This is a genomic window from Serratia sp. FS14 (assembly GCF_000695995.1).
GTDB classification, from domain to species: Bacteria; Pseudomonadota; Gammaproteobacteria; order Enterobacterales; family Enterobacteriaceae; genus Serratia; species Serratia nematodiphila.
In genome coordinates this window covers 1276594-1291081 of sequence record NZ_CP005927.1, presented here as the reverse complement: position 1 = coordinate 1291081, position 14488 = coordinate 1276594, and the positions used below count along the sequence as shown (strand labels likewise).

General features: G+C 59.5%; 17 protein-coding genes and 1 riboswitch. Of the genes, 8 read left to right on the top strand and 9 right to left on the bottom strand.

Translation table 11 applies throughout. From position 1 onward, the window contains the following. Positions 1–3 precede the first annotated feature (3 nt). The 6 genes from L085_RS05950 to nudC all read right to left on the bottom strand — a co-directional run bounded on the left by L085_RS05950 (position 4) and on the right by nudC (position 4379). Complete coding sequence (locus L085_RS05950; RefSeq protein ID WP_015376330.1) at positions 4–675, bottom strand: DUF1481 domain-containing protein; 672 nt, start codon at positions 673–675, stop codon at positions 4–6. Between the two features lie 36 nt (positions 676–711). Then, on the bottom strand, positions 712–984 hold the full coding sequence (gene hupA / locus L085_RS05945; protein ID WP_004929874.1) for a nucleoid-associated protein HU-alpha: 273 nt from the start codon (positions 982–984) through the stop codon (positions 712–714). 189 nt (positions 985–1173) lie between these two features. Further along, on the bottom strand, positions 1174–1764 hold the full coding sequence (locus tag L085_RS05940; RefSeq protein ID WP_004929875.1) for a YjaG family protein: 591 nt from the start codon (positions 1762–1764) through the stop codon (positions 1174–1176). A 48-nt stretch (positions 1765–1812) separates the two neighbouring features. Continuing rightward, a complete protein-coding gene (gene nfi / locus L085_RS05935; RefSeq protein WP_044030304.1) occupies positions 1813–2499 on the bottom strand; it encodes a deoxyribonuclease V in 687 nt (228 codons plus the stop codon). Positions 2500–2508: 9 nt separating this feature from the next. Then, positions 2509–3573: a uroporphyrinogen decarboxylase gene (hemE, locus tag L085_RS05930; RefSeq protein WP_004929877.1), complete on the bottom strand. Its 1065-nt coding sequence runs from the start codon at positions 3571–3573 to the stop codon at positions 2509–2511. Positions 3574–3611: 38 nt separating this feature from the next. Beyond that, positions 3612–4379 carry an NAD(+) diphosphatase gene (nudC, locus tag L085_RS05925; RefSeq protein WP_044030303.1) on the bottom strand — a complete coding sequence of 256 codons (768 nt, stop codon included), beginning with the start codon at positions 4377–4379 and terminating at the stop codon, positions 3612–3614. A gap of 101 nt (positions 4380–4480) precedes the next feature. On the opposite strand from nudC, the gene L085_RS05920 reads away from it, so the two are divergent. The 8 genes from L085_RS05920 (at position 4481) to L085_RS05885 (ending at position 12211) form a co-directional block, all read left to right on the top strand. Further along, positions 4481–4984, top strand: coding sequence for an Rsd/AlgQ family anti-sigma factor (locus tag L085_RS05920; protein WP_044030301.1), 504 nt, complete (start codon positions 4481–4483; stop codon positions 4982–4984). Between the two features lie 40 nt (positions 4985–5024). Next, positions 5025–5149: riboswitch (TPP riboswitch) on the top strand. A 114-nt stretch (positions 5150–5263) separates the two neighbouring features. Further along, the gene (gene thiC / locus L085_RS05915; protein ID WP_044030299.1) at positions 5264–7207 is read left to right on the top strand and encodes a phosphomethylpyrimidine synthase ThiC; all 1944 of its coding nucleotides are present in this window, start codon (positions 5264–5266) and stop codon (positions 7205–7207) included. Then, positions 7200–7850 carry a thiamine phosphate synthase gene (gene thiE / locus L085_RS05910; RefSeq protein WP_021505238.1) on the top strand — a complete coding sequence of 217 codons (651 nt, stop codon included), beginning with the start codon at positions 7200–7202 and terminating at the stop codon, positions 7848–7850. Before thiC ends, thiE begins: the two co-directional genes overlap by 8 nt. After that, positions 7843–8592 (top strand): HesA/MoeB/ThiF family protein, encoded by a 750-nt coding sequence (locus L085_RS05905; protein ID WP_015376324.1) that lies wholly within the window; start codon positions 7843–7845, stop codon positions 8590–8592. The genes thiE and L085_RS05905 overlap by 8 nt, the downstream gene beginning before the upstream one ends. Continuing rightward, the gene (thiS, locus tag L085_RS05900) at positions 8589–8789 is read left to right on the top strand and encodes a sulfur carrier protein ThiS (RefSeq protein WP_004929884.1); all 201 of its coding nucleotides are present in this window, start codon (positions 8589–8591) and stop codon (positions 8787–8789) included. The genes L085_RS05905 and thiS overlap by 4 nt, the downstream gene beginning before the upstream one ends. Before the next feature lies 1 nt (position 8790). Next, complete coding sequence (locus tag L085_RS05895) at positions 8791–9570, top strand: thiazole synthase (RefSeq protein WP_015376322.1); 780 nt, start codon at positions 8791–8793, stop codon at positions 9568–9570. After that, entirely contained in the window at positions 9570–10703 is a 1134-nt protein-coding gene (thiH, locus tag L085_RS05890) for a 2-iminoacetate synthase ThiH (protein ID WP_044030298.1), read from the top strand. The genes L085_RS05895 and thiH overlap by 1 nt, the downstream gene beginning before the upstream one ends. 728 nt (positions 10704–11431) lie before the next feature. Continuing rightward, positions 11432–12211: a helix-turn-helix domain-containing protein gene (locus tag L085_RS05885; RefSeq protein WP_033631531.1), complete on the top strand. Its 780-nt coding sequence runs from the start codon at positions 11432–11434 to the stop codon at positions 12209–12211. Here L085_RS05885 and L085_RS05880 read toward each other — a convergent pair. Genes L085_RS05880 through L085_RS05870 form a run of 3 tightly spaced genes read right to left on the bottom strand, consistent with a single transcriptional unit; the run spans position 12197 to position 14383 of the window. Beyond that, complete coding sequence (locus tag L085_RS05880; RefSeq protein WP_044030296.1) at positions 12197–13471, bottom strand: HAMP domain-containing sensor histidine kinase; 1275 nt, start codon at positions 13469–13471, stop codon at positions 12197–12199. The two genes, L085_RS05885 and L085_RS05880, sit on opposite strands and share 15 nt — an antisense overlap. Position 13472: 1 nt before the next feature. Continuing rightward, positions 13473–13937 (bottom strand): hypothetical protein, encoded by a 465-nt coding sequence (locus tag L085_RS05875; RefSeq protein ID WP_004929895.1) that lies wholly within the window; start codon positions 13935–13937, stop codon positions 13473–13475. Further along, positions 13937–14383 (bottom strand): GNAT family N-acetyltransferase, encoded by a 447-nt coding sequence (locus L085_RS05870; RefSeq protein ID WP_016929429.1) that lies wholly within the window; start codon positions 14381–14383, stop codon positions 13937–13939. Before L085_RS05870 ends, L085_RS05875 begins: the two co-directional genes overlap by 1 nt. Positions 14384–14488: the final 105 nt, after the last annotated feature.

Sequence of the window (14488 nt, the reverse complement as noted above, 5' to 3'; positions counted from 1 at the left end):
TTTTTATAGCTGGTCTTCTTTCGGTTCCCAGCTGCAGAAATCGTCGTTCGCCACCAGCAGCAGCTCGCTGCCTTCGGGCGCTTCCAGCCAGGCGACGCTCACCGGCCGGCTGCTGCTGCGGGCGCGTTTTTCGATCCAGGCGATGGCGGAGGCATCCAACCCGGGTTTTAAGCGCTGCCCGTCGCAGGTTTGCACCTCGCCCTGCATCCAACGCCCCTGCAGCAATTTGACCTTGCCGGCGCGCAGCGCATTGCTCACTTCGAGGATCCGTCGCGCCTGATATTGATACAGGGCGATTTCATCGCGGGTCAGCGGTTCGCGGCGTGTCGCCAGCTGGCGCTGCATAAAGCTCACCGTGCCATCGTCGGCAAAGCGCAGCTGAATGGAATCTCGATCGCCGTCGGCGTCGTTACGTTTGATTTGGCGCAGCACGTCGCCCTGATAGGTGTACAGCGTGGTAATGGTACCCGGGCCGCGGTAAGGGCTGTAAACGCTGACCAACACTTGCGGACGATGTTGCTCATCGTCTTTACGCCACAGACGTATCACGCCCTGATCGGCCACGAAGCCGCTGGCGGTAAAGCTGGGGATATCGGAATGGAAACTGCAGGCGCTCAGGCCGACGGCGATGCCAACGGCCATGAGCGCCCGACGAGTAAACAAAAGGGGCGCCATCGCCCCCCTGTTTAATCTTTTCACCGAGGCGCGGTCTTATTTAACGGCGTCTTTCAGTGCTTTGCCAGAAACGAACGCAGGCACGTTGGCTGCTGCGATTTTGATTTCTTTGCCAGTCTGTGGGTTGCGGCCAGTGCGCTCGCTACGATGGTTTACTTTGAAAGTACCGAAGCCAACCAATTGTACTGCATCACCTTCTTTCAGAGACTCAGTAATTGCAGCCAGGGTGGATTCCAGAGCCAGTTTAGCTTGTGCTTTGGAAAGGTCAGCCTTGTCCGCGATTACATCAATCAGTTGAGTCTTGTTCATAAGTTATCCTTACAGTGTGTTTATCGTTTGCAAAGCATCGAGTGCGACGGATATGCCGATTGACAGCACTCTCCTGCATACACGCACCGATAGCCACTTTTTTTACGCCCCCCAAATGTAGACCAGACAGGGTGCGGATGTGAAGCCTTAAGGCATGACAAATCAGGCGTTAAATCACGTTTTGTTGCCTTATTGCGCTAAATTTATCCCGATGTTGCTGACGCCCGCCTCTCGCAGGTCGGATCGCAGCCCCTTGATCAGGTCTATATCGCGCTCTTCACAGGCGTCCAACAGGCGGAAAATTTCCCATTGAATGTCCCATTCTTCCTCTACCGCAGGCAAACTTTCCAACTCTTCGTCGGTCATTTCCTTACCGGCTTGGGTCATTTCCAACATCGCCACGGTGCGAATCGATGTTTCACTGATGGCGATGGCGTGCTCCAGCGTCTCCCCGCCGAGCCGCGAATGGATCAGTTCCCCTAATGCGATACAGGCATCAATTGCCGGGTAAACGCCGTAAAGATCGTAATCTTCCGCCGACGGAATCGCCTCTTCCAACTTCTCGAGCTGGCTGTCGAAGTTGACCTTGGCGTCCTTCACCACCAGCGTTTCCCACACCAAATCCAGAATGCGGCGATAAACTGCCGGATCGCCGAACTCGGTCTGTTTGCAGAACATCTGGTAATTCGGGTACATACGCTCGCACAAACTGGCCATAAAGGTCAAATGTTGCCAGCCCTCGAGCCGTTCCAGACGTAAATGAATCGGGTTACGTAGCATGCTTTACTCTCTTACGCGTTATCTGCGGCGCAGTGTACCCGAAATCGCTCATGGCGACACCTCCGGATGCTGCTGCAACCACCGCTGAAACGCCGGACGGCGCGAAGCGATGGCGTCGGCCCAACGGGTCGGCTCCGGCAAACGGTAGCCCGCCATGCAGCGCTGCACCCACGCCAGCGCGCTGTCGGCGCCCACGCGGTGACCGGTAGAGATGAACAGCGGGTTGCAACGCGCCTTGCTACGCCATACCCAGCCCAGCTGTTCTCCCTTATCTTCCAACGGCGCCAGCGCGCCGACGGCGGCGTCCAGCGGCGCGAATTTGCCGCACAGGCGCTTCTTGGCCACGCCGATGGTCGGCACATCGACCAGCAGGCCGAAATGGCTGGCGACGCCGAGGCGCCGCGGATGTGAAACGCCGTGCCCATCGACGAAGATCAGCCCCGGTTTTTGCCGCAGCTGCCCCCAGGCGGCCAACAGCGCCGGGTATTCGCGAAACGACAGGAAACCCGGGATATAAGGCATGACGGTGGCGATGCGCGCCACCTGATACTCCACCAGCTCCAGCGACGGATAGCGCAGGATGGCGATGGCGGCGCGCGTCACCGCGCCCTCTTGCTCGAAGCCCACATCGGCGCCGGCGATGAACGCCGGCGGTTCGGCCGGCAGCTCGTCGTAGCGAATGACTTCAGCGGCGCGCCGCAGCTGTTCGGCGCGCAGAGCCGCCATATCGGTCACATCGGATCCTTAACGGTGGTATTTCGCCGACTGCGCGTGTACCGCCTCGACGAAGGCCCCGGCGTGCTCCGGCGGCACATCCTGATGGATGCCGTGGCCCAGGTTGAACACATGACCGTTGCCGTGGCCGAAACCGGCCAGAATGGTCTCCACTTCTTCCGCGATGCGCGCCGGAGAAGCATAAAGCATCGACGGATCCATATTGCCCTGCAGCGCCACTTTGTCGCCTACGCGACGGCGCGCATCGGCAATGTCGGTGGTCCAGTCCAGCCCCAGCGCATCGCAGCCGGTGGCGGCCATCGCCTCCAGCCACTGCCCGCCGCCTTTGGTGAACAGCGTTACCGGCACACGGCGGCCGTCGTTTTCACGCAGCAAGCCATCGACGATCTTGTGCATGTAGTGCAAAGAGAACTCACGGTAATCGCGCCCGGTCAGCACGCCGCCCCAGGTGTCGAACACCATCACCGACTGCGCGCCGGCCTTGATCTGGGCATTGAGATACAGGATCACGCTGTCCGCCAGCTTGTCCAGCAACAGGTGCAACGTGGCCGGTTCGGCATACATCATCTTCTTCAGCTTGGTGAAGGCCTTGCTGCTGCCGCCCTCAACCATATAGGTAGCCAGCGTCCACGGGCTGCCGGAAAAGCCGATCAACGGCACTTCGCCCTTCAGCTCGCGGCGGATGGTGCGCACCGCGTTCATCACATAACCCAGCTCCACTTCCGGATCGAACACCGGCAGTTTATCGACGTCGGCGCGGCAGGTGACGGGGGAGCTGAAACGCGGGCCTTCGCCGGCTTCAAAGTACAGGCCGAGCCCCATGGCGTCGGGAATGGTGAGAATGTCGGAGAACAGGATGGCGGCGTCCAGCGCGTAGCGGCGCAGCGGCTGCAGCGTAACCTCGCAGGCCAGCTCCGCGTTCTTGCACAGCGACATGAAATCACCGGCCTGGGCGCGGGTCGCCTTGTACTCCGGCAAATAACGACCGGCCTGGCGCATCATCCATACGGGGGTCACATCCACCGGCTGGCGCAACAGCGCGCGCAGGTAGCGATCGTTCTTCAACTCAGTCATTTATGGGGCTCCCTTAATAATCTGCCGGCCATTGTACATTATTCTGCCCGGCACAGCGCCACGGTGTCCTCAATCAACCGGCGCGCCACGGTGCCGGGCGGCGGCAACAGCGGCAGTTGGTCGTAACGATACCAGCCGGCATTGAGCAGCTCCTTGGGATCGTGACGAATCTCACCCTGGTGGTAATCGGCCATAAAGGCCATCATCAGCGAGTGCGGAAACGGCCAGGGTTGTGACGTGACGTAGCGCAGGTTCTTGATTTCAATATTGCTCTCTTCCATCACTTCGCGCGCCACCGCTTGCTCCAGCGTTTCGCCCACTTCAACGAAACCGGCCAGCACCGTGTGGATACCGCCGCGATGGCGCACGTGCTGCGCCAGCAGGATCTGATCCTCGCGCCGAATGGCGACGATCACGCAGGGCGCGATCTGCGGGTAGTAGCGCTCCTTGCAATGGCCGCACAGGCAGGCGCTTTCGGTGCGGCTGAGGTGCATCTCATGGCCGCAGTAGCCGCAATAGCGATGGGAGCGGTAGAAATCCGCCAGCTGCACGCCGCGCCCGGCAAGCTGGAACAGACCGCGATCCTGATCCAGCAGTTGGCGCACCGATCCCATCTCCCGCGGCATCGCCTGGCGCACCAGCCAGACCGGCGCGCCCTCCCACTCACCGATGGTGCGCGCCATATGGCCCTGCAGGCCGAAGGCGGCGGCGTTCCCCGACGGCAATTCACCGTTCGGTAACCAAAGTTTGCTTTCATGGCTGACGATCCACCAGCCGTTTTCATTGCCCGTTAATGCAAGTTCCATATCGTTGTTGCACAACCTCAGCTTCACTGGCACTCTACAAATCGGCTTTGTTACATTTTAATAACTTACCGGTTACTTTTGTTACTTACACGGAGTCAAACATGCTCAACCGTTTGGAAAGGCTGACTCAGCGCGTTGGCGGTAGTAATGAATTAGTTGATCAATGGCTTCAGGCCCGCAAGCAGTTGCTGGTCGCCTACTGCACGCTGGTAGGCCTCAAACCGAATAAAGAAAAGCATACGCCGCTGAATGAAAAAGCGCTGGAGAACTTTTGCCATAACCTGGTGGATTACCTCTCCGCAGGGCATTTTCATATCTATGACAGAATTATCAAACAAGTGGAAGGCGCAGCCAGTCCGAAAATGTCACTGGCGGTGAACATCTACCCCAAGCTGTGGGCCAATACAGAACAGATCATGGCGTTCCACGATCGCTATACCGAAGTGGATATCGATCAGGAGATTTGTCTGGAATTCCACCAGGCCTTGTCGGATATCGGCGAAACGCTGGCGGCGCGCTTTGCGCTGGAAGATAAGCTGATCCTGCTGGAAGCGGAAGCCACGCAGCAACCGCTGCCGGACCAGGCGCTGGATCCGGCGCGTTAAAATTTTATAGGTTTTTTTTCTTATCCCTCCTATACTGGGGGGCATCTTGTCGGAGTGCCTAGCGCCTGATTTGTTCATCGAATCAGCCAGGCTGAGACCGTTAATTCGGGATCCGCGGAACCTGATCGGGTTAATACCCGCGAAGGGAACAAGAGTAATCTATCGCCACAGACACGGCCTTCCCCTTGCGGGTGCCCTGCCTTATCGGCCACCATCATTACTCCCTCCGAGCTCCAGACAAGCAACTTTCCCAACCCAACACACTGGTAGGAACTTGCTATGTCTAACGTTAATCCACCGCGCGCCCGTAAGGCGCAACGCGAAGCCGCCCAGCAGTTTATCGACACCCTGCAAGGCATGGCTTTCCCAAACTCACGCCGCATCTACCTGCAGGGTTCGCGCCGCGATATCCAGGTGCCGATGCGCGAAATTCAGCTCAGCCCGACCCTGATCGGCGGCAGCAAAGATAGCCCGCAGTATGAACCCAACGAGGCGATCCCGGTGTATGACACCGCCGGCCCGTACGGCGATCCACAGGCCGAGCTCGACGTGCACGCGGGCCTGACCAAGCTGCGCGCAGGCTGGATCGACGCGCGCGGCGATACCGCCACCCTGAGCGGTGCCAGCTCCGGCTTCACCCAGCAGCGGCTGGCGGACGAAGGTCTCGATCACCTGCGTTTCGAACACCTGCCGCTGCCGCGCAAGGCGTTACCGGGCAAGTGCGTCACCCAGTTGCACTACGCCCGCGCCGGCATCGTCACCCCGGAGATGGAGTTCATCGCCATCCGCGAAAACATGGGGCGCGAGCGCATTCGCGGCGAGGTGCTGCGCCACCAGCATCCGGGCCAGGGCTGGGGCGCCAACCTGCCGGACAACATCACGCCGGAGTTCGTGCGCCAGGAAGTGGCTGCCGGCCGCGCTATCATTCCCGCCAACATCAATCACCCTGAGGCGGAGCCGATGATCATCGGCCGCAATTTCCTGGTGAAGGTGAACGCCAATATCGGCAACTCGGCGGTCACATCATCGATCGAAGAAGAGGTGGAGAAGCTGGTGTGGGCCACCCGCTGGGGCGCAGACACCGTGATGGATCTCTCCACCGGCCGCTACATTCACGAAACCCGCGAATGGATCCTGCGCAACAGCCCGGTGCCCATCGGCACCGTGCCGATCTACCAGGCGCTGGAGAAGGTCAACGGCGTGGCGGAAAACCTCACCTGGGAGATGTTCCGCGATACGCTGCTGGAACAGGCTGAACAAGGGGTCGACTACTTCACCATCCACGCCGGCGTGCTGCTGCGCTACGTGCCGATGACCGCCAAACGCCTGACCGGCATCGTGTCGCGCGGCGGCTCGATCATGGCCAAATGGTGTCTGTCGCACCATCAGGAAAACTTCCTCTATCAGCACTTCCGTGAAATCTGCGAGATCTGCGCCGCCTACGACGTTTCGCTGTCGCTCGGCGACGGCCTGCGCCCCGGCTCAATTCAGGACGCCAACGACGAAGCCCAGTTCGCCGAACTGCATACGCTGGGCGAACTGACCAAAATCGCCTGGGAATACGACGTGCAGGTGATGATCGAGGGCCCAGGCCACGTGCCGATGCAGATGATCCGCCGCAACATGACCGAAGAGCTGGAACACTGCCACGAAGCGCCGTTCTACACCCTCGGTCCGCTGACCACCGACATCGCCCCGGGCTATGACCATTTCACCTCCGGCATCGGCGCGGCGATGATCGGCTGGTTCGGCTGCGCCATGCTGTGTTACGTCACGCCGAAAGAGCACCTCGGCCTGCCGAACAAAGAGGACGTCAAACAGGGCCTGATCACCTACAAGATCGCCGCTCACGCCGCCGATCTGGCCAAAGGCCATCCGGGCGCGCAGATCCGCGATAACGCCATGTCCAAGGCGCGCTTCGAATTCCGTTGGGAAGATCAGTTCAATCTGGCGCTCGATCCGGCCACCGCGCGCGCCTATCACGACGAAACCCTGCCGCAGGAATCCGGCAAGATCGCCCACTTCTGCTCGATGTGCGGGCCGAAATTCTGCTCGATGAAGATTTCACAAGAGGTGCGCGACTACGCCGCCGCCCAAGAGGCCGCCAAACCGATCGAGGTGCAGCTGACCGGCATGGAGAAAATGTCCGCCGAGTTCCGCGCCCGCGGCAGCGAGCTGTATCACAGCGCCGGCAATTTGCAGGAGGAGACCAGCAATGACTGATATCACGACCCCCTTCCCGGCAACGCCTCACAAACTGGGGCTTTACCCGGTCGTCGACAGCGTGGAATGGATCGCTCGCCTGCTGGAGGCCGGCGTCACCACCATCCAGCTGCGCATCAAGGACCTGCCGGATGAGCAGGTCGAAGAGGATATCGCTGCCGCCATCGCGCTGGGCCGGCGTTATCAGGCGCGGCTGTTCATCAACGACTACTGGCGGCTGGCGATCAAGCACGGCGCCTACGGCGTACATCTGGGCCAGGAAGATCTCGATACCACCGATCTGGCGGCCATTCACCGCGCCGGGCTGCGGCTGGGCGTGTCCACCCATGACGACGCCGAACTGGCGCGCGCGCTGGCGGTGAAACCGTCCTACATTGCGTTGGGGCACATCTTCCCCACTCAGACCAAAGACATGCCTTCGGCGCCACAGGGGCTGGCGGAGTTGAAACGCCACATCGCCGGTTTGGCGGATTACCCGACGGTGGCGATCGGCGGGATCAGTATCGATCGCGTGCCGGCGGTGCTGGCGTGCGGCGTCGGCAGCGTGGCGGTGGTCAGCGCCATCACCCAGGCACCGGACTGGCGCGCGGCGACGACCGAGCTGCTGCGGCTGATCGAAGGCGAGGATCCGAACGATGCTTAACGATCAGGAATTCCTGCGCTACAGCCGCCAGCTGCTGCTGGAGGACGTCGGCCCGGAAGGCCAGGAGAGACTCAAGCGCGCCACGGTGCTGATCGTCGGTTTAGGTGGGCTCGGTTCCCCGGCTTCGCTGTATCTGGCCGCCGCCGGCGTCGGCACGCTGCTGCTGGCCGACGACGACCAGCTGCACGTCACCAACCTGCAGCGGCAAATCCTCTACCGCAGCGCCGATACCGCCACCGGCAAGGCGGCGCTGGCGCAACGCCACCTGCAGGCGCTGAACCCGTTGGTGGAATCCATCCCGCTGGCGCAGCGGCTGCAAGGGCAAGCGCTGCGCGACGCGGTCGCCCGCGCCGATCTGGTGCTGGACTGCTGCGACAATATGGCGACCCGCCATGAGGTCAATGCCGCCTGCATCGCCGCCGCCAAGCCGCTGATTAGCGGCAGCGCGGTCGGCTTCAGCGGCCAGCTGCTGGTGCTCGAGCCGCCCTATGCGCACGGCTGCTACGCCTGCCTGTACCCGGAGCAGGAAGAGCCGCAGCGCAACTGCCGCACCGCCGGGGTACTCGGCCCGGTGGTGGGCGTGATCGGCACTCTGCAAGCGCTGGAGGCCATCAAGATGCTGGCCGGCATGCCTTCTTCCCTCAGCGGTAAACTGCGGCTGTTCGACGGCAAGCAGCAGAGCTGGAGCACGCTGCAACTGAGCCAGGCCCGTGCCTGCCCGGTATGCGGAGGCGCGGCATGAAGATCCGTTTAAACGACCAACCGCTGGAGCTGGCGCAGCCGCTCAGCGTCGCCGCCCTGCTGGCTCAGCTGGAACGCCACCAGCCGGGTACCGCGCTGGCGATCAACCAAACCATCATCCCGCGCGCCGACTGGGCCGACCATCAGGTGCAGGACGGTGACGACATTTTGCTGTTTCAAGCGATCGCCGGAGGCTGACATGCTGAAAATCGCCGATACCACTTTTACCTCGCGCCTGTTCACCGGCACCGGCAAGTTCGCCACCCCTGCGCTGATGCTGGAGGCGCTGGCGGCCTCCGGTTCGCAGCTGGTGACCATGGCCATGAAGCGCGTCGATCTGCGCGGCGGCAACGACGCCATTTTGGCGCCGCTGCAGCAGCTGGGCGTCAGGCTGTTGCCCAATACCTCCGGCGCCAAAACGGCCGCCGAAGCGGTATTCGCCGCCCGTCTGGCGCGCGAAGCGCTCGGCACCCACTGGGTGAAGCTGGAGATCCACCCCGATGTGAAATACCTGCTGCCGGATCCGATAGAAACGCTGAAGGCGGCGGAAACGCTGGTGAAAGACGGTTTTGTGGTGCTGCCCTACTGCGGCGCCGATCCGGTGCTGTGCAAACGGCTGGAAGAGGCGGGCTGCGCGGCGGTGATGCCGCTCGGCGCCCCTATCGGTTCCAACCGCGGTCTGCGCACCCGCGACTTCCTCGAGATCATCATCGAACAGGCCAAGGTGCCGGTGGTAGTTGACGCCGGCATCGGCGCGCCGAGCCACGCGCTGGAAGCGATGGAGCTGGGCGCCGACGCGGTGCTGGTGAATACCGCCATCGCCGTGGCGCGCGACCCGGTGCAAATGGCGCGGGCGTTTCGCCTGGCGCTGGAGGCCGGCGAATTGGCGCGCAGCGCCGGATTGGGCGTCAGCCAGCGCGGCGCGGTCGCCTCGAGCCCGCTGACCGCCTTCCTCAGCCAGCCAGAGGAGGCACAGTGATGGCCGACGATTTCAGTAGCCGCTGGCAACAGCTGGATTGGGACGACATTACGCTGCGCATCAACGGCAAAACCGCGCGCGACGTGGAACGCGCGTTGAACGCCGACAAGCTGACGCGCGACGACTTTATGGCGCTGATCTCCCCCGCCGCCGCGCCGTATCTGGAACCGCTGGCGCAGCGCGCGCAGCAGCTGACCCGTCAGCGATTCGGCAACGTCGTCAGCTTCTATGTGCCGCTGTATCTGTCCAACCTGTGCGCCAACGACTGTACCTACTGCGGCTTTTCGATGAGCAACCGCATCAAGCGCAAAACGCTGGATGCGGCGGAGATCGCACGCGAGTGTGAAGCCATCCAGGCGCTGGGGTTCGAACATCTGTTGCTGGTCACCGGCGAGCATCAGACCAAGGTTGGCATGGACTATTTCCGCCGGCACATCCCGGCGATCCGCCGACACTTCAGTTCGCTGATGATGGAAGTGCAGCCGTTGGCGCAGGAGGAATACGCCGAACTGAAAACGCTGGGCCTGGACGGCGTGCTGGTGTACCAGGAAACCTACCATCCAGCCACCTACCTGCAGCATCACCTGCGCGGCCAGAAGCAGGATTTCCATTGGCGCCTGGCCACGCCGGATCGCCTGGGGCGCGCCGGGATCGACAAGATCGGTCTCGGTGCGTTGATCGGCCTGTCCAACAGTTGGCGCACCGACTGCTACCTGCTGGCGGAACATCTGTTTTACCTGCAGCAAACCTACTGGCAGAGCCGCTACTCGATCTCGTTCCCGCGCCTGCGCCCCTGCGCTGGCGGCATTGAACCGGCGTCGATCATGAGCGAGCCTCAGCTGGTGCAGCTGATCTGCGCCTTCCGGCTGTTCGCGCCGGACGTTGAGCTGTCGCTGTCTACGCGTGAGTCGCCGTACTTCCGCGATCATATGATCCCGGTGGCGATCAACAGCGTCAGCGCCGGATCCAAGACGCAGCCCGGCGGCTATGCCGATGACGTGCCGCCGGAGTTGGAACAGTTCGAACCGCACGACGGCCGCACGCCGCAGCAGGTCGCCGAGGCCATCAGCAACGCCGGGCTGCAGCCGGTGTGGAAAGACTGGGACGGTTATCTGGGACGCGGTGCGCAATAAGCGGCAACGTTTACCGCCGCGTGAAGAAAACGCTGGAGCGGCCGCGCAATGCCGAACGGTGGCGCTGGCGCCGGCAGGCCCGCCGATTATAGTGACCTTGCCGGCCGCCAAACCCGGCGCCGGCCGGGGCCGTCTCCCTCTCGATGGCCCCGCCTTATCCCATCCCGGATCGCGCCGGAGATTCTCTTGCGCGACTCCGGGCCCTCTCCGCAGCAACGCGCATATGGCGTATCGCGGCCTGTAAGGGGGTACGGGCAGGTGCCTTGTCGGCTAAAGGACTGTGGCACAACGGTGCTCGGCACTCACTCAGCGGTGAAACTCATAGGACGCTGTTGCGGCAGAAAAGTGGGGAAAGAGGAAAAAAGAAGGTACAGCGACGAAGAGAGGTTCGAGTAGCCATCCCCGGTGCTGCCAATGGCCCTGGTGTCGGCCGCGGATCTTTTTGCCGCCTGCTCCCTGCTTACGGACAAGAGCAGGCGGTTTATTTTGTGAGACTGGCACCCCCCCAGGACGCGAATCACACAGTATGTGCGCTAATTAACCACATAAACGGCTAAATGTGAATGTCTTTTGAGTGTTTTTTATTTGTCATCGAGTGTGTTTTGAGTTTGCCAAGGAAAATCAAACTGATATCACCGCAATAACCGAGGCTTCATCTATAATCCAGCACGGGTCCTCACGCAGGTTTTGCAACGCTCGCGGTTAACATCAAAAAAGCCAAGGTTGTCATGAAGAAAACGCCAAATTACATCGATGCAATCAGCGCGTTGCTCACTCTGAAAGGAGTTGGCGACAGAAAACATGCCTCCACGATGGCCAACATACTGAACCTTCAGTACAACAGCGCCAAACAAAAGCTGGATGGCAAAAGGGGCATCACCCTCGATGAAGTCAAAAAGGTTTTCCAGTATTTCAACGAGCCGTTTGCCGGCCAAAGGACACATAACGGCGTGTTTATCATGAACAGCATTCACAAGCGCTGTAACATTGAGGTCGACGAGCGCCCGGTCACTCAAGCGGACAACGACGAAACTTACGCCTACAAAAAGGACGATCTTTTCATCATCAACACCAATCGGGAATATGCAGCCGATGCCCCGCTGTATAAAGTCAACAAGATAGACTTTCTGCCGGCCCCGCGCATCGCGATCCTGGATAATGACGGCGATATTCTCGAACTGTTGAAGAAGATCGCCAGCCGCTACGGCATCGAGGCTGAGACCTTTCAGACGGCGGACGCCATGCTGGCCGCGCTGGAGCAGCAGTCCTTTGAGGCGTTTATTTTGGACTGGCTGTTGGACTTCGGCGAGACTTCCGAACGCGTGGTGAAGAAAATTAAAGACGCCCTCGATCCGCACGCCCGCATCATCATTCTGACCGGCCAGCTGAATCACTACGAGAAAAACATCGGCGATATGATCCTGCACTATGACGTGCACCTGGTGGAAAAACCGACCAAGCCGCTGATTATCTCTTCGCTATTGCTGTCGAACCTATTCTTTAATTAGTTTGACCGGAATGCGGATCAAAAACGATGAGCCACCCCCTTCGACGGATTTGACCTTGATGGTGCCTTTCATCGTCGTGACGTAATTTTTGATAATGGTCAGCCCCAGCCCTAATCCCTGCCGCGTCTCCCTTTCTACCCCCTGATTGAACGCCTTATATAACCGATCCAGATTATCGACGTTAAACCCGATGCCGGTGTCTTTTACCCGTAAATACAGATTGCCGTGACACACCTTCACATTGAGGGCGATCGCGCCGTGGTGGGTAAACTTATCCGCGTTGCTGAGCAGGTTGGCCAATATTCGGTAGAGCTTGTATTTATCAGAACCAATCAGGCCGGCATAAGACGAACGGTGGATCACGAGGCGATTGCCTCGCCCGGCGCCGATGCCGGTTACGGCATCGTCCACCACCTCATTCAGCCGGAAGGTGGAAATATTGATTTTAACTTCTCCCATCTCAAGCCGAGAATAATCCATCACCTCGCGCGTTTGTTCGGCGATCTTGTTACCGTGATAGGAGATCAGGCGGGCTTCTTTTTTCAACTCTTCCTGCGCCAGCTCATGTTCCATGATATCCGCGGCAATGACGATGGCCTGAGTCGAGCCGGCGATCTCGTGGTAGATGGAAGAGATAAAGATGTTCTTGTTCTTGATGATCTCTTTCAACGAGAAGGCGTTTCTCAGCACCAGGAACATCATCAGGAACACTAAAATCAGCGAAAAGAGGGCGAACATCTCGGCTTTACTCGAGTTGTCCTGGATGATGCCTTTCACTTCGGTAAAATTTTTAATCTGTATCCGATAAATAATTTCCTGGATATCGACCAGCGTACCCTCGATATCATCCATATAAGAGAGAATGTCCGCCTTGTTTTTCAGCCCCACCAGCAAGCCGGCAGAAAGATCGTCCAACGTGCGATACTGCTGCTTCAGCAGCGCAACATTTTTGATGAACTCGTCGTCGTAATAAAAAGAGTCGCTGAAGGTCGAACGGCTCTCCAGGATCTGAATCTTCGAGTAGAAGATTTTCTTTTTGATCTGGAAGGCGTCGTAGTCGTTGTTTTCACTGAGCAACAGCGCGATTTTGGTCCTTTCAAACGCCAGAAACAGGATCTCGGCCACCGAGTAGTTGTCCAGATTGGGCTCGATCTGCTTATAGCGCTCTTTTACGCCGCCGAAGTTAATGGCAATCAACAAAATCAATAAGGAGAAGATGGCAACCAACGCGATAAGAGTACCGATCAGTTTTTTGCTCATCTTATTTCAGCTCCAACCGTTTCACTTGCCAGACGGTTTTCGCATTCACATCCAGGTTATTCAGTTCGGCATAGCCATCGCGCGGATAAATAATGGCGAACGGCCCCAGCTCACCAACGTCGATCGGCTTGCCGCCGCGCTGGTAGGCGACGATCACACGGTATTTAATCATCTCGTCAATCGGCATCGAATAGGAGTAATCATCCCAGGCGAAAGCGCGCACCGACTGGCCTTTCAGGTGGTAGGCTTTCACTAACTCCGCAAACTCAACGCCGGTGAACGTATCTTCCGGGGTGAAATTGGTCGAGGTTTTAATCGTGTGCTGCGGCATCGCCTCCAGCATCTGCCGGGTTATCTTGATCTTCTCGCCGTCGAGCGGTTTCAGGTAAAAATAGTCAACGGCCGCATACAGCGGTGCACTGAACAGCGAAAGCAGCAGTAACGTCATCAATCCTTTGATTGTCATTATTCACCCTCTTTGCGTTTCACCAGTTCGGCCTGGCCGAACTCATCCTGCCCGACCACGGCCCAGCCGTGATGTTGATAAAAGCCTTCGGCTTTGGAGCCCGGATCGGTGGTTAAGTGGATCGCTTCGGCGCCGCGCTCAAACATCCAGGCGGTGACTCGCGCCAACAAGGCGGAGCCGATCCCCTTCGACTGGTATTCCGGCTTCACGAACAGGCCGCCGATCAGCGGTTCAGGGATGAATAACCCGAAGCCAACGCCGGCATAGTCGTCGCCATGCTTGCAGATCCAGCCGCCGCCCTGGTTGATGTCCTCCAGCGCCTGCCTGCGCTGCAGATACTGGATCTGATGCGGATGCAGCAAGTTTTCTTCAACGGAAAAGCGGATCTCATACAGGTAAGGCAGGTGTTGCGCCGTCAATTTTTCGAAGGTAATGAGGCTGTCCATGTTCGCACTGTCCTTGGTTGTCTGGTAAAAGCGCCGGTCAATTTCTGCTGTAACCATAGTAGCAAAGTTTGCTCTGCCCCGGCATGAGGCGAAAAAAAACCGCCC

Bases quoted from the DNA above. Each gene is read 5' to 3' on its own strand.
- hemE (WP_004929877.1), bottom strand. From the start codon at position 3,573: ATGACTGAGTTGAAGAACGATCGCTACCTGCGCGCGCTGTTGCGCCAG.
- nudC (WP_044030303.1), bottom strand. From the start codon at position 4,379: ATGGAACTTGCATTAACGGGCAATGAAAACGGCTGGTGGATCGTCAGC.
- thiS (WP_004929884.1), top strand. From the start codon at position 8,589: ATGAAGATCCGTTTAAACGACCAACCGCTGGAGCTGGCGCAGCCGCTC.
- L085_RS05875 (WP_004929895.1), bottom strand. From the start codon at position 13,937: ATGACAATCAAAGGATTGATGACGTTACTGCTGCTTTCGCTGTTCAGT.
- thiC (WP_044030299.1), top strand. From the start codon at position 5,264: ATGTCTAACGTTAATCCACCGCGCGCCCGTAAGGCGCAACGCGAAGCC.
- L085_RS05905 (WP_015376324.1), top strand. From the start codon at position 7,843: ATGCTTAACGATCAGGAATTCCTGCGCTACAGCCGCCAGCTGCTGCTG.
- L085_RS05870 (WP_016929429.1), bottom strand. From the start codon at position 14,383: ATGGACAGCCTCATTACCTTCGAAAAATTGACGGCGCAACACCTGCCT.
- L085_RS05940 (WP_004929875.1), bottom strand. From the start codon at position 1,764: ATGCTACGTAACCCGATTCATTTACGTCTGGAACGGCTCGAGGGCTGG.
- L085_RS05880 (WP_044030296.1), bottom strand. From the start codon at position 13,471: ATGAGCAAAAAACTGATCGGTACTCTTATCGCGTTGGTTGCCATCTTC.
- thiE (WP_021505238.1), top strand. From the start codon at position 7,200: ATGACTGATATCACGACCCCCTTCCCGGCAACGCCTCACAAACTGGGG.
- L085_RS05895 (WP_015376322.1), top strand. From the start codon at position 8,791: ATGCTGAAAATCGCCGATACCACTTTTACCTCGCGCCTGTTCACCGGC.
- L085_RS05920 (WP_044030301.1), top strand. From the start codon at position 4,481: ATGCTCAACCGTTTGGAAAGGCTGACTCAGCGCGTTGGCGGTAGTAAT.
- L085_RS05950 (WP_015376330.1), bottom strand. From the start codon at position 675: ATGGCGCCCCTTTTGTTTACTCGTCGGGCGCTCATGGCCGTTGGCATC.
- L085_RS05885 (WP_033631531.1), top strand. From the start codon at position 11,432: ATGAAGAAAACGCCAAATTACATCGATGCAATCAGCGCGTTGCTCACT.
- hupA (WP_004929874.1), bottom strand. From the start codon at position 984: ATGAACAAGACTCAACTGATTGATGTAATCGCGGACAAGGCTGACCTT.
- thiH (WP_044030298.1), top strand. From the start codon at position 9,570: ATGGCCGACGATTTCAGTAGCCGCTGGCAACAGCTGGATTGGGACGAC.